At 71.1% G+C, this 21778-nt stretch carries 21 protein-coding genes and 1 tRNA gene; 12 read left to right on the plus strand and 10 right to left on the minus strand.

Annotated elements, in window-relative coordinates; translation table 11 throughout:
* The first annotated feature begins 5 nt into the window (after nt 1-5).
* On the plus strand, nt 6-2138 hold the full coding sequence (locus STRVI_RS04175; protein ID WP_014054361.1) for a PTS fructose transporter subunit IIABC: 2133 nt from the start codon (nt 6-8) through the stop codon (nt 2136-2138).
* A gap of 7 nt (nt 2139-2145) precedes the next feature.
* Here STRVI_RS04175 and STRVI_RS04180 read toward each other — a convergent pair whose 3' ends face one another.
* Entirely contained in the window at nt 2146-3144 is a 999-nt protein-coding gene (locus STRVI_RS04180; protein ID WP_014054362.1) for an FAD-dependent oxidoreductase, read from the minus strand.
* An 88-nt stretch (nt 3145-3232) separates the two neighbouring features.
* The gene (locus STRVI_RS04185) at nt 3233-4375 is read right to left on the minus strand and encodes a P1 family peptidase (RefSeq protein WP_014054363.1); all 1143 of its coding nucleotides are present in this window, start codon (nt 4373-4375) and stop codon (nt 3233-3235) included.
* Between the two features lie 202 nt (nt 4376-4577).
* On the opposite strand from STRVI_RS04185, the gene STRVI_RS04190 reads away from it, so the two are divergent.
* Both STRVI_RS04190 and STRVI_RS04195 read left to right on the plus strand, forming a co-directional pair.
* Nucleotides 4578-5120, plus strand: coding sequence for an AMP-binding protein (locus STRVI_RS04190; protein ID WP_240450673.1), 543 nt, complete (start codon nt 4578-4580; stop codon nt 5118-5120).
* A gap of 3 nt (nt 5121-5123) precedes the next feature.
* Nucleotides 5124-5312, plus strand: a complete 189-nt coding sequence (locus tag STRVI_RS04195; RefSeq protein ID WP_014054365.1) for a hypothetical protein — start codon at nt 5124-5126, stop codon at nt 5310-5312.
* A 7-nt stretch (nt 5313-5319) separates the two neighbouring features.
* Here the strand turns inward: STRVI_RS04195 and mscL are convergent, their stop codons facing one another.
* The 5 genes from mscL to STRVI_RS04220 form a co-directional block, all read right to left on the minus strand.
* On the minus strand, nt 5320-5787 hold the full coding sequence (gene mscL, locus STRVI_RS04200; protein WP_043237834.1) for a large conductance mechanosensitive channel protein MscL: 468 nt from the start codon (nt 5785-5787) through the stop codon (nt 5320-5322).
* A gap of 132 nt (nt 5788-5919) precedes the next feature.
* Nucleotides 5920-6483: an RcpC/CpaB family pilus assembly protein gene (locus STRVI_RS04205; protein WP_353477028.1), complete on the minus strand. Its 564-nt coding sequence runs from the start codon at nt 6481-6483 to the stop codon at nt 5920-5922.
* 258 nt (nt 6484-6741) lie between these two features.
* A complete protein-coding gene (locus STRVI_RS04210; RefSeq protein ID WP_014054368.1) occupies nt 6742-7587 on the minus strand; it encodes an S-methyl-5'-thioadenosine phosphorylase in 846 nt (281 codons plus the stop codon).
* A 97-nt stretch (nt 7588-7684) separates the two neighbouring features.
* Complete coding sequence (locus tag STRVI_RS04215) at nt 7685-8065, minus strand: FmdB family zinc ribbon protein (protein ID WP_014054369.1); 381 nt, start codon at nt 8063-8065, stop codon at nt 7685-7687.
* Nucleotides 8066-8267: 202 nt separating this feature from the next.
* Nucleotides 8268-9773, minus strand: coding sequence for a potassium/proton antiporter (locus tag STRVI_RS04220; RefSeq protein ID WP_014054370.1), 1506 nt, complete (start codon nt 9771-9773; stop codon nt 8268-8270).
* 234 nt (nt 9774-10007) lie between these two features.
* Between STRVI_RS04220 and STRVI_RS04225 the strand changes: the two genes are divergently transcribed.
* Complete coding sequence (locus STRVI_RS04225) at nt 10008-12770, plus strand: penicillin acylase family protein (RefSeq protein ID WP_014054371.1); 2763 nt, start codon at nt 10008-10010, stop codon at nt 12768-12770.
* 124 nt (nt 12771-12894) lie between these two features.
* Here STRVI_RS04225 and STRVI_RS04230 read toward each other — a convergent pair whose 3' ends face one another.
* Entirely contained in the window at nt 12895-13494 is a 600-nt protein-coding gene (locus STRVI_RS04230) for a 5-formyltetrahydrofolate cyclo-ligase (RefSeq protein ID WP_078505668.1), read from the minus strand.
* An 85-nt stretch (nt 13495-13579) separates the two neighbouring features.
* Here STRVI_RS04230 and galU point away from each other — a divergent pair, with 85 nt between their 5' ends.
* From galU to STRVI_RS04265, 7 genes are all read left to right on the plus strand, one after another.
* A complete protein-coding gene (galU, locus tag STRVI_RS04235; RefSeq protein ID WP_014054373.1) occupies nt 13580-14482 on the plus strand; it encodes a UTP--glucose-1-phosphate uridylyltransferase GalU in 903 nt (300 codons plus the stop codon).
* Nucleotides 14483-14486: 4 nt separating this feature from the next.
* A complete protein-coding gene (gene glp / locus STRVI_RS04240; protein WP_014054374.1) occupies nt 14487-15806 on the plus strand; it encodes a molybdotransferase-like divisome protein Glp in 1320 nt (439 codons plus the stop codon).
* A gap of 65 nt (nt 15807-15871) precedes the next feature.
* Nucleotides 15872-16354: a cyclic pyranopterin monophosphate synthase MoaC gene (gene moaC, locus STRVI_RS04245; RefSeq protein WP_014054375.1), complete on the plus strand. Its 483-nt coding sequence runs from the start codon at nt 15872-15874 to the stop codon at nt 16352-16354.
* Entirely contained in the window at nt 16351-16902 is a 552-nt protein-coding gene (locus tag STRVI_RS04250) for a MogA/MoaB family molybdenum cofactor biosynthesis protein (protein WP_014054376.1), read from the plus strand. The genes moaC and STRVI_RS04250 overlap by 4 nt, the downstream gene beginning before the upstream one ends.
* On the plus strand, nt 16899-17522 hold the full coding sequence (locus tag STRVI_RS04255; protein WP_014054377.1) for a GNAT family N-acetyltransferase: 624 nt from the start codon (nt 16899-16901) through the stop codon (nt 17520-17522). Before STRVI_RS04250 ends, STRVI_RS04255 begins: the two co-directional genes overlap by 4 nt.
* Nucleotides 17523-17664: 142 nt before the next feature.
* The gene (gene sepX / locus STRVI_RS04260; protein ID WP_043237836.1) at nt 17665-18873 is read left to right on the plus strand and encodes a divisome protein SepX/GlpR; all 1209 of its coding nucleotides are present in this window, start codon (nt 17665-17667) and stop codon (nt 18871-18873) included.
* Nucleotides 18874-18949: 76 nt separating this feature from the next.
* Nucleotides 18950-19023: transfer RNA gene (locus tag STRVI_RS04265), tRNA-Ala, on the plus strand.
* Between the two features lie 120 nt (nt 19024-19143).
* Here STRVI_RS04265 and STRVI_RS04270 read toward each other — a convergent pair.
* On the minus strand, nt 19144-19644 hold the full coding sequence (locus tag STRVI_RS04270; protein ID WP_014054379.1) for a Dps family protein: 501 nt from the start codon (nt 19642-19644) through the stop codon (nt 19144-19146).
* 321 nt (nt 19645-19965) lie between these two features.
* On the opposite strand from STRVI_RS04270, the gene STRVI_RS04275 reads away from it, so the two are divergent.
* Complete coding sequence (locus STRVI_RS04275; protein ID WP_014054380.1) at nt 19966-21132, plus strand: trypsin-like serine peptidase; 1167 nt, start codon at nt 19966-19968, stop codon at nt 21130-21132.
* Between the two features lie 80 nt (nt 21133-21212).
* Here STRVI_RS04275 and STRVI_RS04280 read toward each other — a convergent pair whose 3' ends face one another.
* A complete protein-coding gene (locus STRVI_RS04280) occupies nt 21213-21755 on the minus strand; it encodes a GNAT family N-acetyltransferase (protein ID WP_014054381.1) in 543 nt (180 codons plus the stop codon).
* Nucleotides 21756-21778: the final 23 nt, after the last annotated feature.

Consider the following 21778-nt stretch of genomic DNA (forward strand, 5'->3'; position numbering starts at 1 on the left):
GCGAGATGAGTGAGCTGATCACCGCGGATCTGGTCGACCTTGACCTGTCCGCCGACACCAAGGAAGCCGCCGCCCGGTCGCTCGCCGAACGCATGGTCGCGGTCGGCCGGGTCACCGACCTCGACGGCTTTCTCGCCGATGTGGCGGCGCGCGAGGAGCAGATGCCGACCGGCCTGGACGGCGGCATCGGCATACCCCACTGCCGCAGCGCACATGTCACCGAGCCGACCCTGGCCTTCGGGCGCAGCGCGGCCCGGATCGACTTCGGCGCGGCGGACGGGCCGGCCGATCTGATCTTCCTGATCGCCGCCCCGGCGGGCGCGGACAGCGACCATCTGACCATCCTGTCGAGCCTGGCGCGGCAGCTGATGAACGCCGGCTTCACCGATGCGCTGCGCTCGGCCGACCGCCCCGAACGGGCGGCCGCCCTGATCCGCGGCGAGGAGCAGAGCGCACCCGCCGCCGAGGGGACCGGAGCCGAGCAGACCGGAGCCGAGCGGACGGGGGCCGAGCGATCGGGGGCCGAGCAGCCCGCCGCGGCAGGTGAGCCTGCCGCTGCTGAGCCCGCCACCGCTCAGCCTGCCGCTGCTGAGGCCACCGCCTCGGAGCCGGTGGCCCCCTTCCGGATCGTCGCCGTGACGTCCTGCCCGACCGGTATCGCCCACACCTATATGGCCGCCGAGGCGCTGGAGAACGCCGGTCGCGAGGCCGGGGTCGAGCTGGTGGTCGAGACCCAGGGGTCGGCCGGATTCGACAAGCTCCCCGCGGCCACCATCGCCGCCGCCGACGCGGTGGTCTTCGCGCACGATGTGGAGGTCCGGGACAAGGCCCGCTTCGCGGGCAAGCCGACGGTGGACGTCGGAGTGAAAGCGGGCATCAACCGCCCCGCCGAACTCATCGCCGAGGCGCGTGCGAAGGCCGCACGCGGCGAGGCCGGCGCACCGGCCGACGGCGCGGCGGGGCGCTCGGCGCCGATGGACGAGGACGGTCCCGCCGGTGACGGCTTCGGCACCCGGCTGCGCAAGTGGCTGATGACGGGCGTCAGTTACATGGTCCCGTTCGTCGCCGCGGGCGGTCTGCTGATCGCGCTCGCCTTCGCGATCGGCGGTTACGAGATCGCGAGTGCCAAGTCGGTGGCGGACCACTTCGTCTGGGCCGAGACCAGCAGCTGGGCCGCGCTGCTCTTCCAGATCGGCAGTGCGGCGTTCACCTTCCTGGTGCCGGTGCTTGCTGGCTATATCGCCTACGGCATGGCCGACCGGCCCGGTCTGGTCCCCGGCTTCGTGGGCGGCTACATCGCGACCACCATCAAGGCCGGATTCCTCGGCGGTCTGGTCGCGGGTCTGATCGCGGGCGCGGTCGTCATGGGCATCCAGCGATTCAAGGTCCCGGCGGCGCTGCGCGGCATCATGCCGGTGGTGGTGATTCCGCTGATCTCCTCGGCGATCGTCGGCGTCCTGATGTTCGTGGTGATCGGCAAGCCCATCGCCTCCGCGCAGGAAGCGATGACCGACTGGCTCAACGGCCTCTCCGGTGCCAACGCCATCGGTCTCGGCGTCCTCCTCGGCCTGATGATGTGCTTCGACCTCGGCGGTCCGGTCAACAAGGTGGCATACGCCTTCGCGACCGGCGGTATCGCGGTGTCGGACCCCTCCACCGGAAGCCTCAAGATCATGGCTACGGTGATGGCCGCCGGTATGGTCCCGCCGCTGGCACTGGCCCTCGCCACCACCGTGCGCGGACGGCTGTTCACCAAGACCGAGCGGGAGAACGGCAAGGCCGCCTGGGTGCTGGGTGCCTCCTTCATCACTGAGGGCGCCATTCCGTTCGCCGCGGCGGATCCGCTGCGGGTGATCCCCTCCTCGATGGTGGGCGGTGCCGTCACCGGTGCGCTGTCGATGGCCTTCGACTGCACGCTGCGCGCCCCGCACGGCGGCATCTTCGTGGTCCCGCTGATCGGCGAGCCGTTCCTGTACCTGCTGGCCATCGTGGCGGGCACGGTGGTCTCGGCCGGTCTGGTGGTCTTCCTCAAGGGGCTGCGGAAGGCGACGGAGGCGGAGGCCACCGGCCAGGCGGGCGGCAAGGCCGCCCCGGGCGGTACCACCGAGGACGAGTCGAAGGTGGCGGTCGCGGCCTGACCGCATCTCAGCCACCCCTTGCCGGGTCCGGCGGCCCGCCCACGTCCCTGGGCGGACCGCCGGTCTCCGTGGGCAGCTCCCCGGTCTCCGTGGGCAGGCCGCGCGATGCGTAGTAGGCACCGAGCGCGGCCTCGCCACCCGACCCCATGGCGGTCGCGATCCGCTGGAAGCGAACCGACCGCAGATCACCGGCGGTGAAGACCCTCGGGTGCTGGCTCGCGGGAGGGCAGTACCCGGACCGGTCGGCGGCCACGGCCCCGGCCGGGGGCGCCGGGGCGCTGCCCAGGTTGAGGAAGCCGAGACCGGCTGTGAGAACCCGTCGCTCGCCCTCCACCGTCCGGACCTCGGCGCTGACCGGTGCCGAGGAGGGCCCCAACTCCAGCCGCCGCACGGCCACCAGCTCCACCCGCGAGTCCCGCCGGATCTCCTCGGTCTTGTAGGCGTCCTCGGGCGGATACGCCACCACAAAGCGGGTCCTCAGCCCCGGATGAGCCCGCGCCACGGTGCCCAGGGGCCGGTCCGCGCCCAGGACCAGCACCGTCCGGCCGTCGATCGCCGCCGGATCCGCCTCCCACAGCGGCGGTAGCGCCCGGCCCGCCACGCCCCCGAGCCATCCCACGCCCTCAGGATCGAGCGGCCCGACCCCAGTGGCGACGACCACAAACGGAGCGGTCAGCCGCGCCCCACGCCCCCGCGCGGGCCCCACCGGCGCCACGGTCTCGACCGTGACCTCGACGCGGTCGTCGAAGGCGTCGATCAGCGTGGCGCGGCTGCCCAGCTCCACCCGGCACAGATCACATCGCGCCAGACCGGCCTCGATTGCCGCTGCCAGATCCGGGCCGTTGGTGACTCCGAGGACATTGCTCAGCACCGGGATGCGCCGCAGCGCCCCGCACACCGCGTCGCCCGACTCGATCAGCAACGAGCGCATCCCCACGCTCGCCGCCATCACGGCGGCGGCGCAGCCCGCCGGGCCACCCCCGACGATCAGCAGATCGGTGTCCAAATCAACCCCCCTTCTCTCCGTCTCCCCGACCCGTTTCTCGCCCGGCCGGACGCATCCTTACCGCCGGTCGAAAGAGCAACGGGCCGGATCAGCGGCCGTAAAGATCCCGGTACGCGGGGAAGACACCGCCCGGGCCGTCCACGGTCTCCGCCGCGAGCACCGCCTTGACCAATGCCCGGGTCAGCACATCCGCCCCGGCTGCCAGCACCTCGTTCAGCGCACCGCTCTCCCGGTGCACCCCGAACGCCGGATCGTCGGAGCCCTCGGGGCCGCTCTCCGGTATCAGCGGACGCCCGCAGGTGGCCAGGGCGAAGACCGTGTCGCCGTCGGACAGCAGATGCACCGGCCGGACGGCCCGCGCCAGACCGTCATGCGCCGTACCCGCCAGCTTGTGCGCCTGGGCCCGGGTGAGCACGGCATCGGTGGCGACCACGGCCAGCGTGGTGTTCAGCGGAGGCCGCATCGACGCGGCCTGCCGCCGCCCCGACTCGGCCCGCGCGTCGGTCAGTCGGCGCATCGCCTCCGCGTGCTCGGCCGCACTGGGCCTGCGGGGCCCGCCCTCGTCCGACGGCGCGTAGTGCTCCCCGTACAGCACACCCGTACCTGGATCGACGACCGATCCCACGGCGTTGACCACCACCAGCGCGGCCACCGTGACACCGGACGGCAGCACCGTGGAGGCCGAACCGGTGCCGCCCTTGAGCCCACCGGCCACCGCGCCCGTGCCCGCCCCCACATTGCCCTGCGCGACCGGCGCCCCCGGCTCCGAACCGGCCGCCGCCTCGATCGCCTCGCGCCCCAGCGCGGCACCCGGGCGGGCCCGCCAGTCGCCGCCCCGGCCCAGGTCGAAGAGGGCGGCGGCCGGGACCACCGGAACGACCTGCGCCGGATCGGGACCGACCCGGAAGCCCCGGCCGTGCTCCTCCAGCCACGAGGCCACCCCCGAGGCGCTGTCGAGCCCGAACGCGCTGCCGCCGGTCAGCACGATGGCATCGACACGCTGAACCAGATTCCTCGAATCGAGGGCATCGGTCTCCCGGGTGCCGGGACCACCCCCGCGCACATCGACCGCGGCGATCGCACCGCCCTCCGGGGCCAGCACCACGGTCGTCCCGGTCAGCCGGCCGCCACCGGACCGCTGGGCATGGCCCACCCGCAGTCCGTGGACATCCGTCAGGCCGTCGGCAGGACCGGTGGGGGTTGATTCGGAGTTTGTCCGCTCGGCGTCCATGGAAGCTATGCGTAGCACGGGAAGCCATGGCATGGTCGGGGACCGAGGCGCGAACCACTCCCTTGTCCGCCCGCCCGCGATCGCCGGCGAAGGGTGCAGGACGGGATGAGGACCTCTCATATAGAGGGCGTTCATCAGACGTTGATTGCGTGACAGCAGTCTGGGCTGTATGCCGTTCGCCCCCGTCCGAAAGAAGACCGCCGTGCCCCGTACGTCTCGGACGGAGGAGCTCCCGACACTGGCCGCCGACACTCGGCGGGCCGCCCGGGTCGCCCTCCGCTGGATCAGCGAGCCGGACTGCACCGAGGAGCTCACCCATGCCGAGCTGCTCGACCAGGCGGCCCGGGCCGCCGCCGCACTCACCCGGCTCGGCGTCCGCGCCGGGGACCGGGTGGCGGTCCATCTGCCGCTGGTGCCCGAGTCCGTGATCGCCACGCTCGCCTGCGGCCGGCTCGACGTCGTCCGCGCCAGCCTCCCCGTGGGGCTGCGCCCCCATGAGCTGCGCGAGCGGATCAGGGAGGTCGACGCGAAGGTCGTCATCACCGCGGACGCCGGGCAGCACCGCGGGGAGCTGCAGCCGCTCAAGCGGCAGGTCGACCGGGCGCTGGCCGGCTGCCCCGGGGTGCGGTCCGTGCTGGTCGTGCACCGGCTGGCCTGCCCGGTGTCCTGGACGCCCGGGCGTGACCTGTGGTGGCACGACGAGCTCGGCCGATACACCGAGCCGCTGCCCGGGCCGTACTCTTGAGGCATGAACACCGCCCCTGCCCCTGGACCGCGCGATCCGGCCGCCGCGCTGATCTTCGACGATCCACTGGCGCAGCGGTCATCGGACGATACGGACCACGGGTGGGGTGAGCGGGTTCCCGGCGGTGACAGCGCCGACGATGCCGCTGGTCTGGCCCGGTTCCTCGACGAGAAGCCGCCCCACCACCTCTGACGGGTCCCTAGGCGCTGGAGCCGCTGCCGCCACCGTCGACGGCCGCGCCACGCTGCGCGACCAGCTCGTCGCGGATCTGGCGCAGCAGGAGGATCTCCTCCGCCTCCGCGACGGCCTGCTCCTCCTCCGCCTTCGCCTCCTTGGCGGCCTTGCGCGCCAGATAGCGTGACATCGGCAGCACCATCAGGAAGTACACCACCGCCGCGGTGATCAGGAAGGTCAGCACGGCCGAGAGCACGCTTCCCCAGAGGATCGGAATGCCGTGGTCGATATCGCCCGCGGCGTTGGTCTCGCAGGGCCCCTCGAGGCAGGAGCGGTACTTCTCGAGATCCTTCGTGCCGAAGGCTCCGACTATGGGGTTGATGAGGCCCTTCACTATTGAGTTCACGACGGCGGTGAAGGCGGCTCCGATCACGACCGCGACGGCCAGATCGATCACATTGCCGCGCATCAGGAAGGCTTTGAACCCTTCCATGACGCTCTTCTTCTCCTCGGTTACCTTCTCCTGGCTCAACCCACTGCCTCTCTCTCGCCGCGTCGGTGCTGGAGCGGACGGTTCCGCAACCTACACCCGCAGGTGAGAGGGACATCAGGGGAGTCGGGGGAGTCAGCAGCGGCATAGCGTCACCGCCAGTCGGAAGCCGGCCGCGGCCCCGGCCAGGGCGGTGGCGTCCGCTCGCGGCACCGTCAGCACCACCAGCGCCCCGCCGCCGTCCATCCCTTCGTCCAGCGCGCTGTCGCTGCTCGCCTCCGCACCGGGCTCCGGCGCGCCGCCGTCGGTCGTCGAGCGGCCGCTCCGGGAACCCGGCACCTGGGCCACCCGGACCCCACGGGCGACCACCCGTGCCGTGGCACCGGACGACCCGGTCCGTGTGGCGCCCGGGAGCGGGGTGGCCAGCACATCCACCCGGTCACCGGGGTGCAGCAGCCGCACCGCCGCCGCGTCGGCGATCCGGACCGGCGCCGACACCATGGCCGGGATCGGGCCGCCCCGACGCTCCTCGCCCGCCGGAGCGGGCACCCGCGAGGACTCCGCGTCCGTGTGGCCCTGTCCGGGCGGTGCCGCGGCCGCGAGTGCGGCGGCTGTCAGCGCCAGCCCCGCCGCCATCGCACGGCGCCGCCGCCGCACGGCCCGCCGCAGCCGGAATCCGCCGGAGCGCTCGGTGCGCACCGGATCGAAGCGTGGCACCGCACGGGCCGGGGGAGCGGAGCGGGGTAACGCGAGAGTGGGGGACGGATGGGACATGGCACATCACCGCCTGCCGTGAGGGACCGAGTGCTTCTGGCCCCCTCACCATGCCCGCCCCCACCCGATCCCGCTCGGGCCTGTGGACGGCCACCGGGCTGTGGACAACTCGGTCACCCAGGCGAGCGACACCCGCCCCACAGCGGCCGCCGTGCGCGTCTACCCGTCCACCCCGCACCGCCCCTACGGAAGCTCGATCCCCAGGTCCCAGCCGTCGTGGGCGTGGGTGCACAGGCAGTCCCGCGCGGAGGTCTCCGGCAGCTTGCCCACCGCGTCGAAGAGGACCTCACGCAGTCGGCCCACGTTCTCCCCGAAGACCTTCAGCACCTCGGTGTGGGTGACGCCCTCACCGGTCTCCACACCCGCGTCCAGGTCGGTGACCAGCGTCAACGACGTGTAGCAGAGGCCCAGTTCACGGGCGAGCACCGCCTCCGGGTGGCCCGTCATGCCGACCACCGACCAGCCCTGTGCCGCATGCCAGCGCGATTCGGCCCGGGTGGAGAAGCGCGGCCCCTCGATCACGCACATCGTCCCGCCGTCCACCGGCCCCCAGCCGCGTCCGCGCGCCGCGTCCACGGCCGCGCTCCGCCCCACCGGGCAGTACGGGTCGGCGAAGGTGGTGTGCACGACGTTCGGAATCCGGCCGTCCGGCAGCGGCTCGCCGTCGAAGTAGGTCTGCGTACGCGCCTTCGTGCGGTCCACCAGCTGGTCCGGGACGAGCAGCGTTCCAGGTCCGTACTCCGGCTGCAGCCCGCCCACCGCGCATGGGCCGAAGACCTGCCGCACCCCGAGCGAGCGCAGGGCCCAGAGGTTGGCGCGGTAGTTGATGCGGTGCGGCGGCAGGTGGTGCTTGCGGCCGTGCCGCGGGAGGAAGGCGACCCGTCGCCCCTCGATGTCGCCGAGGACGAGCGAGTCGCTCGGCGCCCCATAGGGAGTCTCCACAGTGATCTCGGTCACGTCGTCGAGGAACGTGTAGAACCCCGATCCCCCGATGACCCCTATGTCTGCTTGCCTGCTGGTCTCGACCATGCGATCACCCTAGCCACCCGCGTCCGCACGAACGGCACCCCGCCTCCTCCCGGTGGAGGCGGCGGGGTGCCGATGAAGCCGAAGAGAGGTGGCCGGGTCAGGCGGCCGAACTCGACGACGAAGACGACGAGGAGGACGCCGAGGACGACGAAGACCCGGACGACGAAGACCCGGACGACGAAGACGTCGAGGAAGAGGACGAGGAAGAAGAGTCCGAGGACGAGGACGAGGAAGACGACGAGTCGGAGCTGTCGCTCTTCGCCGCCGGCTTGCTGGAACCGCCGCTCGTGCTGCTGGAAGAGGAGCGGCTGTCGTTCCGGTAGAACCCGGAGCCCTTGAACACGATGCCGACCGCGGAGAACACCTTCTTCAGGCGTCCCGTGCAGTTGGGGCACTCGGTGAGCGCGTCGTCGGTGAACTTCTGCACCGCCTCGAGGCCCTCGCCGCACTCGGTGCACTGGTACTGGTAGGTCGGCACGTTCTTCCTCCTGGCACTCTCACTCAATGAGTGCTAACGACGCTCCATAGTGCAGTATTCCTGCGCGTCAGTCCACTGGGACGGGATGTACGGTGATCGAACCCACCGTCCGAGGCCCGCTCCCGGCTCCCGCTCCCGGCTCCCGTTCCGGGCCCTCGCGGACCCCCGGCGGGCCCCCGCTCCCGCCCCCCAGCCCGCCCCCTCAGCCCGCTCCCGTGCCCAGCCAGCCCGCCAGCTTGCCGCCCCGGCCCACCGCCCGCAGCCGCCGTTCCGCCGCGTCGCGCACCGGGTCCGTGGCCACCACGAGCAGCTCGTCACCGCGCCGCAGCACCGTCGAGGGCAGCGGTACGAAGCTGGTCCCGCCCCGGACCACCAGCGTGACCGCGGCCCCCGTGGGCAGCCGCAGCTCGCCGACCTCGACGCCGTGCATCTTGGACGCCTGGGGAATCGACACAGACAACAGATGGCCGCGCAGCCGCTCCAGGGGCGCCGATTCGATGCCCAGGTCGGCCGGCTCGGGTTCCTCGAGCCGCAGCCGGGTGGCGAGCCAGGGCAGCGTCGGCCCCTGGACCAGGGTGTAGACGATCACCAGCACGAAGACGATGTTGAAGATCCGGCTGCTGCCGGGCACATCTCTGACCACCGGGATGGTCGCCAGGACGATCGGCACCGCCCCGCGCAGCCCGGCCCAGGACAGCAGTGCTTTCTCCCGCCAGTGCAGCCGGAACGGCGCCGTGCTGACCAGAACCGACACCGGCCGGGCCACCACGGTCAGCACCAGCCCGACCGCCAGGGCGGGCAGGACGTCATCGCCCAGCTCATGCGGGGTGACCAGCAGTCCCAGCAGGACGAACATCCCGATCTGGGCCAGCCAGCCCAGCCCCTCGGCGAAGCCGCGCGTCGCCGGCCAGTGCGGCAGCCGTGCGTTGCCCATGAGGAGCGCGGCGAGGTAGACGGCGAGGAAGCCGGAGCCGTGTGCCAGCGCACCGCCCGCGTAGGCGGTCACCGCGATGGCGATCACCGCGATCGGGTACAGACCCGAGGCGGGCAGCGCCACATGCCGCAGGCCGTACGCGCCCAGCCAGCCGATCGCGAGGCCGATCACCGCGCCGATCGCCAGCTCCAGGGCGATCGTGCCGATCAGGGTGTACCAGGGCTCCAGGTCGCCGTGGCTGGAGAAGGCGACCACCAGGATCACCACGGGGGCGTCGTTGAAGCCCGACTCGGCCTCCAGGACGCCCGTGAGCCGCTTGGGCAGTGGCACCGTGCGCAGCACAGAGAAGACCGCCGCCGCGTCCGTGGACGACACCACCGCGCCGATGATCAGCGCCTGCCGCCAGTCCAGTCCCACCACATAGTGTCCTGCGGTCGCGGTGAGCCCCACGCTCACCGCGACACCCACGGTGGACAGGACGGCGGCCGCCGGCAGGGCGGGTTTGATCTCGCCCCACTTCGTGCCGAGACCGCCTTCGGCCAGGATGATGACCAGCGCGGCGTAGCCGAGGACCTGTGTCAGCTCGGCGTCGTTGAAGGTGACGCCGATCCCGTCCGTGCCGATCGCGACACCGATCCCGAGATAGATCAGCAGCGTGGGCAGCCCGCTGTGCGAGGAGATCCTTACGGCCACCACCGCGAAAAGCAGGACGAGCGAGCAGATCAACAGCAGTTCATTGAGGTGGTGAACAGTCAGGGGCCGACCCTTTCTCACGGGAGCGGAGGGAACGCTGCGAACAGGGCCCCGCCGACCGGAACTTCATTGCCTTACCTAACATTTTACGGGATCTTGACGCGAGCCTCCCACGAGGAGCCTTCGCCGAGGTGTACGAGCCCGGTCGGTGGCCGGTGCGAAGCGTCAGTCATGACTCCGCGTAGGGGCGGCGACAGCCCTGCGCCTATGGTTGCTCCAGCACTCCAGGTTCACCCTGCCCCTCGAAGGACAGCGATGCCCGCCAACACAACCGGCTCTTCTCCCAAAAAGAAGAAGAGCCGACGTCTCCGCCTGTTCGTGATCGCAGTCGTGCTGCTGCTCGTCGGGGGCGTCGGCTACGGCGCGTACTGGAGCATCAGTACAGTTCGTGCCTCATTCCCGGAGACCACGGGATCGCTGCAGCTGAAGGGGTTGTCCGGACCCGTTCAGGTCAAACGTGACGGCTATGGGATACCTCAGATCTACGCCGGTACCTCCGAGGACCTCTTCCGGGCCCAGGGGTTCGTCCAGGCCCAGGACCGCTTCTGGGAGATGGACGTCCGCCGCCATATGACGGCCGGGCGGCTCTCGGAGATGTTCGGTTCCGGCCAGGTGGAGACCGACGCGTTCCTGCGCACCATGGGCTGGCACCGGGTGGCCAAGCAGGAGTACGACACCAAGGTTTCGCCCGACACCAAGAAGTATCTGCGGGCCTACTCCGACGGCGTCAACGCCTATCTCAAGGACCACCAGGGCGATGCGCTGTCCGTCGAGTACGCGGCCCTGGACTTCAAGAACGACGGCTACAAGCCCGAGAAGTGGACCCCGGTCGACTCGTTGGCCTGGCTCAAGGCGATGGCCTGGGACCTGCGCGGCAATATGCAGGACGAGGTGGACCGCGCACTGGCCTCCAGCAGGCTCAGCGCCAAGCAGATAGATGAGCTCTACCCGTCCTACCCGTACAGCCGGAACAAGCCGATCGTCCAGGGCGGCGGCGTCAACGAGCTGACGGACGAGTTCGATCCCAAGGCCACCCCGGCGGGCTCCACGAGCGGTACGGGCGGCACGGCGGACGGAGGGGCCACCGGAGCCGCTCAGGGGCTGCAGGGCCAGCTCTCCTCGCTCTCCAAGACCCTGGACGACGTCCCGGCGCTGCTCGGCCCGAACGGGACCGGTATCGGCTCCAACTCGTGGGTCGTCTCCGGCAAGTACACGACCACCGGCAAGCCGCTGCTCGCCAACGACCCGCACCTGGCGCCCCAGCTGCCGTCCGTCTGGTACCAGATGGGGCTGCACTGCAAGCAGGTCACCAGCGCCTGTCCGTACGACGCGGCGGGCTTCACCTTCGCCGGTCTGCCCGGCGTGGTCATAGGTCACAACCAGGACATCAGCTGGGGCATGACCAACCTGGGCGCCGACGTCAGCGACCTGTACCTGGAGAAGGTCACCGACAACGGCTATCTCTACGACGGCAAGCAGCTCCCGTTCACCACCCGCGAGGAGACCATCAAGGTCGCGGGCGGCAAGAGCCGGACGATCACCGTCCGCACCACCAACAACGGCCCGATCGTCTCCGACCGCGATGACGAGCTCACCTCCGTCGGCAAGGACGCCCCGGTGGGCAGCGGCGCCGATGATGTGGCCCCCGACCGCGGCGACGGCTATGCGGTGGCGCTGAAGTGGACCGCGCTCACCCCGTCCAACACCATGGACGCGGTCTTCAAGCTGGACACCTCGAAGAACTTCAGCGACTTCCGTAAGGCGGCCCGCGACTTCGCGGTCCCCTCCCAGAACCTCATCTACGCCGACACCAAGGGCAACATCGGCTATCAGGCGCCCGGCCAGATCCCGGTGCGCTCCAGGGGCGACGGCCGCTATCCGGCGCCCGGCTGGGACTCGCGCTACAAGTGGAGCAAGTACATTCCGCAGTCGGCGCTGCCCTGGGAGCTCAACCCCGATCGCGGCTATATCGTCACCGCCAACCAGGCCGTCGTGGACAAGAAGAACTACCCGTATCTGCTGACCGACGACTGGGGGTACGGCGCGCGTAGCCAGCGCATCACCGACCTCATCGAGTCGAAGACCAAGGACGGCGGGAAGATCTCCACGGACGACATGCAGTCCCTGCAGATGGACAACAGCAGCGAGATCGCCAAGGTGCTGACGCCCTATCTGCTGAAGATCGACGTCAAGGACGACTACGTACGGCAGGCGCAGAAGCTGCTGGAGAGCTGGGACTACACCCAGGACTCGGACTCGGCGGCCGCCGCGTACTTCAACGCCGTCTGGCGCAACACCCTCAAGCTGGCCTTCGGCGACAAGCTCCCCAAGGAGCTGCGGGTCAAGGGGGAGTGCCTGCGGGTGCGCCCGGCCGACGACTCGGGTCCGCTGGAGGATCTGAACGGCAACGCCCGGCTGGTGCGCGAATGCGGTAAGCGCGACGCCGACATGGCCCAGCCGGACGGCGGCGACCGCTGGTACGAGGTCGTGCGCGACATCATCAAGGATCCGAAGAACAACTGGTGGAAGACGGCGGGCACCCGCAACAAGCCCGGTGCCACCAACCGTGACGAGCTGCTCGGGCAGGCCATGCGAGCCGCGCGCTCCGAGCTCACCGCGAAGCTGGGCAAGGACATCAATAGCTGGAGCTGGGGCCGGCTGCACCGGCTGACGCTGAAGAACCAGACCCTGGGCACCGATGGCCCCGGCGTGGTGCAGTGGCTCCTCAACCGCGGCCCGTGGAACCTCTCCGGCGGCGAGGCGGCGGTCAACGCCACCGGCTGGAACGCGGCGGGCGGCTACGACGTCACCTGGGTCCCGTCGATGCGGATGGTCGTCAACCTCGACAACCTCGACAAGTCGCGCTGGATCAACCTCACCGGTGCCTCCGGCCACGCCTACGACGCGCACTACACGGACCAGACCGAGAAGTGGGCGAAGGGCGAGCTGCTGCCCTGGGCGTTCAGCAAGAGCGCCGTGGACAAGTCGACGGACGACGAGCTGGCGCTCACCCCGTAGCGACCCCGGGGCCCCGCACGGGGCTCTGAAGGGCCCGGTGGCCGTCTGAGGGGCGTTTTCGCCTCCGGTCGGTCCCGGGCCCGCCGACTTTCGCGGCCCCGCCGGGAGACGCCTCAGGGCGCCTTCAGCGGGGCCGCGGTGTGAAGCGGTGGAGGCCCGACGGGGTCACCGCCGCGTGCACCGGGCGGTCGTGGCCCTCCTCGGGCACCTCGTCCAGCACCTCACCGTCGTACAGCAGCACCACCAGCGCCGGACCGGCCCCCGCGCCCACCAGCCGGGCCAGCACCCGGTCGTAGGAGCCGCCGCCGCGGCCCAGCCGCATCCCGCGCCGGTCCACCGCGAGCCCGGGCAGCAGCACCACGTCCGCCCGGGTCACCGCCTCCGGGCCGAGCCGCGGTCCCTCGGGCTCCAGCAGGCCGCGCCGGGCGGGCGCCAGCCGCTCCGGCCCCTCGTCCTCGCCCCAGTCGAGATCGTCGTCATCGAGCAGCACCGGAAGCAGCACCCGCACCCCCCGGGCGCGCAGGGCCTCCCTCAGGGCGTGCGTACCGGGCTCGCTCCCCATGGACACGTAGGCCGCCACCGTGGCCGCCCCGGCGATCTCGGGAAGCTCCAGGGCACGACACGCCAGAGCGGCGCCGGCCTTCTCGATGTCATCCGCCGTCAACCTGGACCTCATCGTCAGGTGACGTCTCCGCAATGCGCGCTTACTACCGTCAAAGTTGATCACTGGGTGCGCAATCTTCCTGTCTCATGTCATATTCACCGAATGCTCATCATTCGTCCTAAAGGGACCGGATAGGGTTCGGAACATGACTCAATCGCGTACTCGGATCAGCAAGGCTGTCATCCCTGCCGCGGGGCTCGGAACCCGCTTTCTTCCGGCCACCAAGGCCACCCCCAAGGAGATGCTGCCGGTCGTCGACAAGCCGGCGATCCAGTACGTCGTCGAGGAAGCCGTCACCGCCGGACTGTCCGACGTCCTCATGGTCACCGGTCGTAACAAGCGACCCCTGGAAGACCACTTCGACCGCAACTACGAGCTCGAAGAGGCACTGACCCGCAAGGGCGACGAGACCCGACTCGCCCGCGTCCAGGAATCCAGCGACCTTGCGACCATGCATTACGTCCGCCAGGGAGACCCCAGGGGTCTCGGCCACGCCGTGCTCTGTGCCGCCCCGCACGTAGGTGACCAGCCTTTTGCCGTCCTCCTCGGCGACGACCTCATCGATGCCCGCGACCCGCTTCTGGCCCGCATGGTCGACGTCCAGGAGCGGCACGGCGGCAGCGTCATCGCCCTGATGGAGGTGGACCCGGCACAGATCCACCTCTACGGCTGCGCGGCGGTCAAGCCGACCGTGGACGACGACGTCGTCCAGGTCACCGGCCTGGTCGAGAAGCCCGACCCCGCGGACGCGCCCAGCAACTACGCCGTCATCGGCCGCTATGTGCTCGACCCGGCCGTCTTCGGGGTGCTGCGCAGGACCGAGCCGGGCCGCGGTGGCGAGATCCAGCTCACCGACGCCCTGCAGGCGCTAGCCTCCAGTCCGGACCTCGGCGGCCCGGTGCATGGCGTCGTCTTCAAGGGACGCCGCTACGACACAGGCGACCGTAGCGACTATCTGCGTGCCATTGTCAGACTCGCGTGCGAACGTGAAGACCTGGGCCCGGAGTTCCGGGAATGGCTTCGCAGTTACGTCACTGAGGAGATGTAGCACCTTGAGCAGCACCGCAGAACGGGCCGCCGATCACGGCCCGGACCAGGACCGGGTCTGGACGGTGGCCGAGCACCTCGACGACATCCTCGGGCATGTCCACCCGCTGGAGCCCATCGAGCTGCAGTTGCTCGAAGCCCAGGGCTGCGTCCTGGTGGAGGACGTCACCGTCCCCGGCGCGCTTCCGCCGTTCGACAACAGCTCCATGGACGGCTATGCCGTCCGTACGGCTGACGTCGCGGCCGCGACCGAGGACCATCCCGCGGTGCTGACCGTCGTCGGCGACATCGCGGCGGGCAGCGGTGACCTGCCCGCCGTGGGCCCCGGCGAGGCGGCCCGGATCATGACCGGCGCCCCTACCCCGCCCGGCGGCCAGGCCGTCGTCCCCGTCGAGTGGACCGACGGCGGCCTCGACAGCGGGCCGGTCACCCATATGCCCGCGCGCGGCTCGGACCCCCACGGCGGAAGCGGCAGGGTGCGCGTCTTCCACCCGGTGCGGGAGGGCCAGCACGTGCGCACCCGGGGCAGCGACGCGGACGCGGGCGAGCTCGCGCTGCGCGCCGGCACGCTCCTGGGCGCCCCGCAGATCGGGCTGCTGGCCGCGCTCGGCCGCGCCACCGTGAAGGTGCGGCCCCGGCCGCGGGTGGTCGTGATCTCCACCGGCAGCGAGCTGGTCCAGCCCGGTGAGGAGGTGGGCCCCGGCCGGATCCACGACTCCAACAGCTTCCAGCTCACCGCCGCCGCCCGGGAGGCCGGCGCGATCGCCTACCGGGTGGGCGCGGTGGCCGACGACGCCGCGACGCTGCGCGCCGCCGTCGAGGACCAGTTGGTCCGCGCCGACGTCGTCGTCACCAGCGGCGGGGTCAGCGTCGGCGCGTACGACGTGGTCAAGGAGGCGATGCACGAGGTGCACTTCCGCAAGCTGGCCATGCAGCCCGGCAAGCCCCAGGGCTTCGGCCGCGTCGGCCCGGAGGACACGCCGCTGATCGCCCTTCCCGGCAACCCGGTGAGTTCGTACGTCTCCTTCGAGCTCTTCGTGCGCCCCGTCATCCGCACCATGCTCGGCGGCACCGACATCCACCGCACCATCGAGCGGGCGGTCTGCCCCGAGGGCGTCGCCTCCTCGCCCAAGGACAGACGCCAGTTCCTGCGCGGCTGGTACGAGCCGGCCACGATCGACGGCCCGGCCACCGTCAGCCCGGTGGGCGGCGCGGGATCGCACCTGATCAAGGCCATGGCACACGCCAACGCGCTGATCGTCGTCCCCGAGGACGTCACCAAGGTCGCCCCCGGCGCCGAGGTGGACGTCGTCCTGCTGGCCTAGCCGCCATCAGCGGCGGGTACGGTGTCGTCCCACACAGGAGCCACCTGGCCCGGACCGGGAGAACGATGAGCAGCGCCCAGGACCATCTCACCCACCTCGACCCGTCGGGCGCCGCCCGCATGGTCGACGTCTCGGCCAAGGACGTCACCGCGCGCACCGCCCGGGCGAGCGGCCGCGTACGCGTCGCGCCGCGCGTCGTGGAACTGCTGCGCGGCGAGGGCCTCCCCAAGGGCGACGCCCTCGCCACCGCCCGGATCGCGGGCATCATGGGCGCCAAGCGGACCCCGGACCTGATCCCGCTGTGTCATCCGCTCGCGGTGTCGGGCGTCACGGTGGATCTCGCGGTCGCCGACGACGCCGTCGAGATCACCGCCACCGTGAAGACCACGGACCGCACGGGCGTGGAGATGGAGGCCCTTACGGCGGTCTCGGTCGCCGCCCTGACGGTGATCGACATGGTCAAGGCCGTCGACAAGGGAGCCGTCATCACCGACGTCCGGGTGGAGGAGAAGACGGGCGGTAAGTCCGGCGACTGGAGCCGGACATGAGCGGCTCAGCGGCGCCACACCGCCGCGCCCTGGTCGTCACCGCCTCCAACCGCGCCGCCGCCGGGGTCTACGCCGACACCGGGGGCCCGCTGATCGCCGAGGGGCTGGCGGGCCTCGGCTTCGCCGTGGACGGCCCGCGCGTGGTGCCCGATGGCGATCCGGTGGAGGCCGCCCTGCGGGACGCCGTGGCCTCCTCGTACGACGTCGTGGTGACCACCGGAGGCACCGGTCTCACCCCCACCGACCGCACCCCGGAGGCCACCCGCGCCGTCCTGGACTACGAGATCCCCGGCATCGCGGAGGCCATCCGCGCCGAGGGGCTCGCCAAGGTGCCCACCGCCGCGCTCTCCCGGGGGCTCGCCGGGGTCGCCGGCACCACCCTGATCGTCAATCTGCCCGGCTCCACCGGCGGGGTGCGTGACGGCCTTAAGGTGCTCGGCCGCCTCCTGGCCCACGCGGTCGACCAGATCCACGGCGGGGACCACCGCAGACCCGCCGGCCCCGCCGCTCCCGCCGATTCCGCGGGGCCGGACGGGAGCGCGCGCTGAACGCCCCCTGGCCGGTCGCACTGGCGGACGGCGACACCGTCCTCCGCCCCATAAAGCTGCGCGACCAGCGCGCCTGGCGCGAGGTCAACCAGCGCAACCGGGAGTGGCTGCGGCGCTGGGAGGCGACCATCCCGCCGCCCCCGCCGGGCGGCCCCGTCACCCACCGGCCCTCCTACCGGCAGATGGTCCGCCATCTGCGTGCGGAGGCGCATGCCGGGCGGATGCTGCCGTTCATCATCGAGTACCAGGGGCGGCTGGCCGGGCAGTTGACGGTCGCCGGGATCACCTGGGGGTCGATGTGCTCGGGCCATGTCGGCTATTGGATCGACCAGTCGGTGGCCGGGCGCGGAGTGATGCCGACCGCGGTCGCGCTCGCCGTCGACCATTGCTTCCGCGCCGTCGGACTGCACCGCGTCGAGGTGTGCATCCGGCCCGAGAACCTGCCCAGCCGCCGGGTGGTGGAGAAACTCGGATTCCGCCAGGAGGGACTGCGGCCGCGCTATCTCCACATCGACGGCGCATGGCGGGATCACCTGGTCTACGCGCTCACGGTGGAGGAACTGTCCGAGGGACTGCTGAGCCGGTGGCACCGGACTCGACCAGGCGCGTCACGGAAATAAAATACCTGTTCGAATAACGGGAGAACATTTCCAGCCTGGTCATCCCATCAATCACAAAAAACTTTCGAGATATCAGCCAGATCGTGCGACACACCGCGCCAATTGGCAGATGGCCTCATGCGGACCCCTCTACCGTGTGAGCGTGAGCAGCAGTGGCCTCATCTACGCAGTCATCGTCGGGGCCTGGGCCGCCTATTTGGTGCCGATGTGGCTTCGTAGGCAGGACGAGCTCAATGAGGCCCGTCCGACGGAACGCTTCAGCACCGCCATCCGGCTGCTGTCCGGACGGGCGGGCATGGAGCGCCGTTACGCCAAGAGCCGTGCGGACCTCGAGCGCCCCGGGGACCCGGCGGACGACCCCGTGGAGCGCACCGCCGAGGACGCGGACGCCCCCGTCGCAGGGGGCGCCGCCGTGTCCGGGCCGGGGCGCTACGCGGCCGACCCGGAAGCGGTGACCGACGCGGTCGACGTCCGGGCCTTCGCCGACCCCGTAACCCTGCGCGCCCCCGCTCCCGCGGCCGCCGAAGCCCCCTCCGAGGCCGCGCCGGCACCGGCGGCCGGGGGAGCGAGCGGTGCACGCGGCGCGGGCGGCACGGGAGGCGCGGGAGGCGCGGGCGGCAGCGGAGCCTGGAGCGCGCTGGACCGTGGACGGCGCGCGCGAGTGCTCGCGCGCCGCCGCCGCACCACCGTGATGCTCTTCCTCGCCTTCACCCTCGGCGCGATCGTCGCCGCCGTCGGTGGCCTCGCCTTCCTGTGGGCCCCGGGCATCCCGGCCATACTCCTCAGCGCCTATATCGCCTACCTCCGCGCCCAGGAGCGCCGCCGCTTCGCGTTCACCATGGACCAGCGCCACGCCGAGCAGGCCGCACAGCGGCTGCGGGAGCGCCGCCCCCGGGCCCATCCGCCCGCCGAGGGCCGGACCGCCGACGACGGCCCCGCGGGCCCTCCCGCCCCCGCCGAGGCCGAGCCCGCCCCCGCACCCGTGCCCTCCCGGCACGCGGCCGGGCGCCGCGCGCTGGTGGAGCAGACCGATCACGCCGAGTGGGTGGACCAGGAGCGCGAGCGCGAGCGGGGCCCGGCCGCCGGGGCGGGCTGGGAGCCGGTGCCCGTCCCGCTGCCCACCTACGTCACCGCCCCCGTCGCCCCGCGCGCCACCGGCAGCGTCGACCTGGCCGCCCCCGACGCCTGGAGCTCCGCCCGCTCCAGCACCGTCGACCCCACCTCCGCCCAGAGCCCCGCCCCGGCCCCGGACCCGGCCGCCACCCCGCCCCGCGGCGCCCGAGACCGCGGCCGCACTCCCCTCTTCGACCAGTACGCCGACGAGGACCGGCCGCGTGCTGCCAACGAGTGACGAGCCCCTGCACTGACCAGCGAGGAACGGATTACCAAGCACCCCGGAGGGGATGCTAGAGTTTCACTCGTTGCAAGGGCCTGTGGCGCAGACTGGTAGCGCACCTCGTTCGCATCGAGGGGGTCAGGGGTTCAAATCCCCTCAGGTCCACAGCAGCTCAAAGCCCCCGCCGGGGAAATTCGGCGGGGGCTTTTTGGTGTCGTCCGGCAGCGGGTGGTGACGTGGTTCTCGGTTTCCCGGCTCTGCCTTTCGGCAATGCGGGGAATGGGGTCAGACGGATCGGTTCTCGGCGCTGACCATCCAGGCGTGCTTCTCCAGGGAATCGATGATCGCGTGCAGGAGGTCGGCCGTGGAGGGGTCCTCGTTGTCGATCTGGTCGTGGTGGGTGCGCAGGGTGTCGACGGTGGTGCGCAGGCGCGTGGTGACGAGGTCGACAACGGCGCTCACGTTCACCTCGCCCGCGGGGAACGCGGGGAGTGTGGTGGTCGCCGCGACGGTGTCGGAGCGGCCGTCCGGCACGGTGGCGAGAGCGCGCATGCGCTCGGCGATGGTGTCGGCCGATTCCCGGGCGTCGTCGACGATCTGATCCAGTTGCAGGTGCAGGTCCCGGAAGTTGTGGCCGACCAGGTTCCAGTGGGCCTGCTTTCCCTGGAGGTGCAGTTCGACGAGATCCACCACGATCTGCTGCAACGCCTGGGCGAATTGCGGCGAGGCCGTGAATCCGGCGGCGTCGCCCTCCGAGCGTCGGGAATCCCCAGGAGAAGCGGGCATGGCGTGTCTCCTTCGAAAGCGTCACGGCACGGCAGACCCCTGGAGCAGAAGGCCCTCCTATGGGATCCAGCCTATGGAGGTCTCTCTCCGCCGCCACCGCGCCTGATCCAGTCGGGTGGGCGCGCCCGAGGTCGGCGATGTCATGGAATCGTGCTGACCGCGTTCGTGTTTGGTGCGGGCCGGGGGACAGGTGATGGCGCAGGCCAGGGGCGCGGGCATAGTAGATGCCCTGTCCAGTGGCTTCGTGGCGTGAAAGCGCCGTAGGGCAGACGCGACACAGCACAGCACAACAACTGCACCACAACAGGGGGATAAGGCTCCATGCCACTCATACGCCGTTCCACCGTGGCGGTCGCGGCCATGACCGCGCTGCTGGTGGTCTCCGCTTCCGCCTGCGGGCCCGGTGACGACGAGGCGGCTTCCGCGTCGGACTCCTCGGCCGCGCCCGCCGGGCAGCAGGCCAAGGACGGGATCCAGCTGCCGGAAGGCGTCCCGACGAGTCTGGACGACCTGAAGAAGTGGAAGGAGGGCGGCTGGAAGGACTGGGACAAGTGGGCCCGCAAGGCATCGGAATTCGCCAATCCGATGATCAAGAACTTCTGGCAGCCTTCCCGGATGGCCAAGGCGAAGGACTCGTCGACCACCGTCTCCACGCAGAGCGCCGGCCAGGATCAGGCGGCCACCGACCCCGAGCCGCCCGCCGTGCCGGCCAAGCAGGTCTCGCGGCCGTACCACCAGAACATGGCGCCGGTCGGGAAGGTGTTCTTCGACAGCCCCGAGGGGCCGATGGTGTGCTCCGGCACGGTTGTCGACGACCCGGCGCACCCGGGGAAGTCCAACCTGGTGTGGACCGCGGGCCACTGTGCGCACTCCGGCAAGCAGGGCGGCTGGATGCGCAACATCGTCTTCGTGCCCTCGTACAACGACAACGGGCTGGGGGCCGAGCAGACCCGGACGGCGGCCCAGAACGCGGTCAGCCCCTACGGCGTGTGGTGGGCGGACTGGTCGCAGACCTCGTCCGAGTGGATCGCGAACGGCGGTAAGACCGGCGGGGTGGGGTCGGCGTACGACTTCGCGGTGCTGCATGTGAAGCCCGAGGGCGGCGGTGGCAAGTCGCTGCAGGAGACGGTCGGGGCCTCGGTGCCGGTGTGGTTCGGGGCGCCGTCGGCGGACCGGGTGAGCTCGATCGGCGCGTACGGCTATCCGCAGGCCCCGCCCTACGACGGGGCCAAGATGTTCAACTGCACCAGCAGGCCGGGGCGGCTGTCGTTCTCGCCCACCTCGCCGACGATGTACCGGATCGGCTGCTCGATGACCGGCGGTACCTCGGGCGGCGGCTGGTTCGTCAACAACGACGGCAAGACGGTGCTGGTGTCCAACAGTTCGATCGGCTCTTACGGACACACCTGGCTCGCCGGTCCGCATCTGGGAGCCGAGGCGAAGGGCGTGTTCGAGGCCGTCAGCAAGAAGTACGCCGCTCAGGGCTGACCGGCCCGTAGCCGCACGGCAGACGTAAGGGGCCCGCTCCGGATCCGGACGCTGCGTCCGGATCCGGAGCGGGCCCCTCGTCATGGCCTTACGGATGGCTTCACGGACCGGCCTATGGATGGGCTTACGGCTGGCTCCACGGGCGCGGCCGTAAGGAGCTTGGCGTAGCAGCGGCTGCTCTCCTCGAAGCGGTAGAGCCCGAATTTCGGCACCGGTGCGTAGCCGGACGAGGTGTACAGCTCTATGGCCTCGGGCTGCTCGGTGCCGGTCTCCAGGACCATCCGCACCCGCCCCGCCTCCCGCGCGCTGTCCTCCAGCGCCGCGAGGATCCGCCGGGCCAGCCCGCGCCCGCGCGCCGCGCGGACCACGAACATCCGCTTGATCTCGGCGTCCCCGTCCTCGTAGCCCTCTTCGCTCCGCTCCTGGCTGCGCCAGCCGCCGGTCGCGACCGGGGTGCCGTCCGGGTCGTAGGCCATGAGGTAGAGGCCGTGCGGCGGGTCGAAGTGGGCCGCGTCCATGGGCGTGAGATCGCCCTCGCCGTAGCGCACGGCGTACTCCGCCTGCACTTCCTCGTCGAGTTTGAGGGCGTCGGGGTGGTCGTAGCGGATTGGTTGAATATTCATGCGTCGAATCGTACTTCTATGCA

It is taken from the genome of Streptomyces violaceusniger Tu 4113 (assembly GCF_000147815.2).
Classification (GTDB): Bacteria; Actinomycetota; Actinomycetes; order Streptomycetales; family Streptomycetaceae; genus Streptomyces; species Streptomyces violaceusniger_A.

What these genes read in the sequence shown, in the direction of transcription:
- STRVI_RS04175 (WP_014054361.1), top strand. Translation starts at nt 6, where the DNA reads ATGAGTGAGCTGATCACCGCGGATCTGGTCGACCTTGACCTGTCCGCC.
- STRVI_RS04185 (WP_014054363.1), bottom strand. Translation starts at nt 4,375, where the DNA reads ATGGACGCCGAGCGGACAAACTCCGAATCAACCCCCACCGGTCCTGCC.
- STRVI_RS04195 (WP_014054365.1), top strand. Translation starts at nt 5,124, where the DNA reads ATGAACACCGCCCCTGCCCCTGGACCGCGCGATCCGGCCGCCGCGCTG.
- mscL (WP_043237834.1), bottom strand. Translation starts at nt 5,787, where the DNA reads ATGGAAGGGTTCAAAGCCTTCCTGATGCGCGGCAATGTGATCGATCTG.
- STRVI_RS04210 (WP_014054368.1), bottom strand. Translation starts at nt 7,587, where the DNA reads ATGGTCGAGACCAGCAGGCAAGCAGACATAGGGGTCATCGGGGGATCG.
- STRVI_RS04225 (WP_014054371.1), top strand. Translation starts at nt 10,008, where the DNA reads ATGCCCGCCAACACAACCGGCTCTTCTCCCAAAAAGAAGAAGAGCCGA.
- galU (WP_014054373.1), top strand. Translation starts at nt 13,580, where the DNA reads ATGACTCAATCGCGTACTCGGATCAGCAAGGCTGTCATCCCTGCCGCG.
- moaC (WP_014054375.1), top strand. Translation starts at nt 15,872, where the DNA reads ATGAGCAGCGCCCAGGACCATCTCACCCACCTCGACCCGTCGGGCGCC.
- STRVI_RS04250 (WP_014054376.1), top strand. Translation starts at nt 16,351, where the DNA reads ATGAGCGGCTCAGCGGCGCCACACCGCCGCGCCCTGGTCGTCACCGCC.
- STRVI_RS04270 (WP_014054379.1), bottom strand. Translation starts at nt 19,644, where the DNA reads ATGCCCGCTTCTCCTGGGGATTCCCGACGCTCGGAGGGCGACGCCGCC.
- STRVI_RS04275 (WP_014054380.1), top strand. Translation starts at nt 19,966, where the DNA reads ATGCCACTCATACGCCGTTCCACCGTGGCGGTCGCGGCCATGACCGCG.
- STRVI_RS04280 (WP_014054381.1), bottom strand. Translation starts at nt 21,755, where the DNA reads ATGAATATTCAACCAATCCGCTACGACCACCCCGACGCCCTCAAACTC.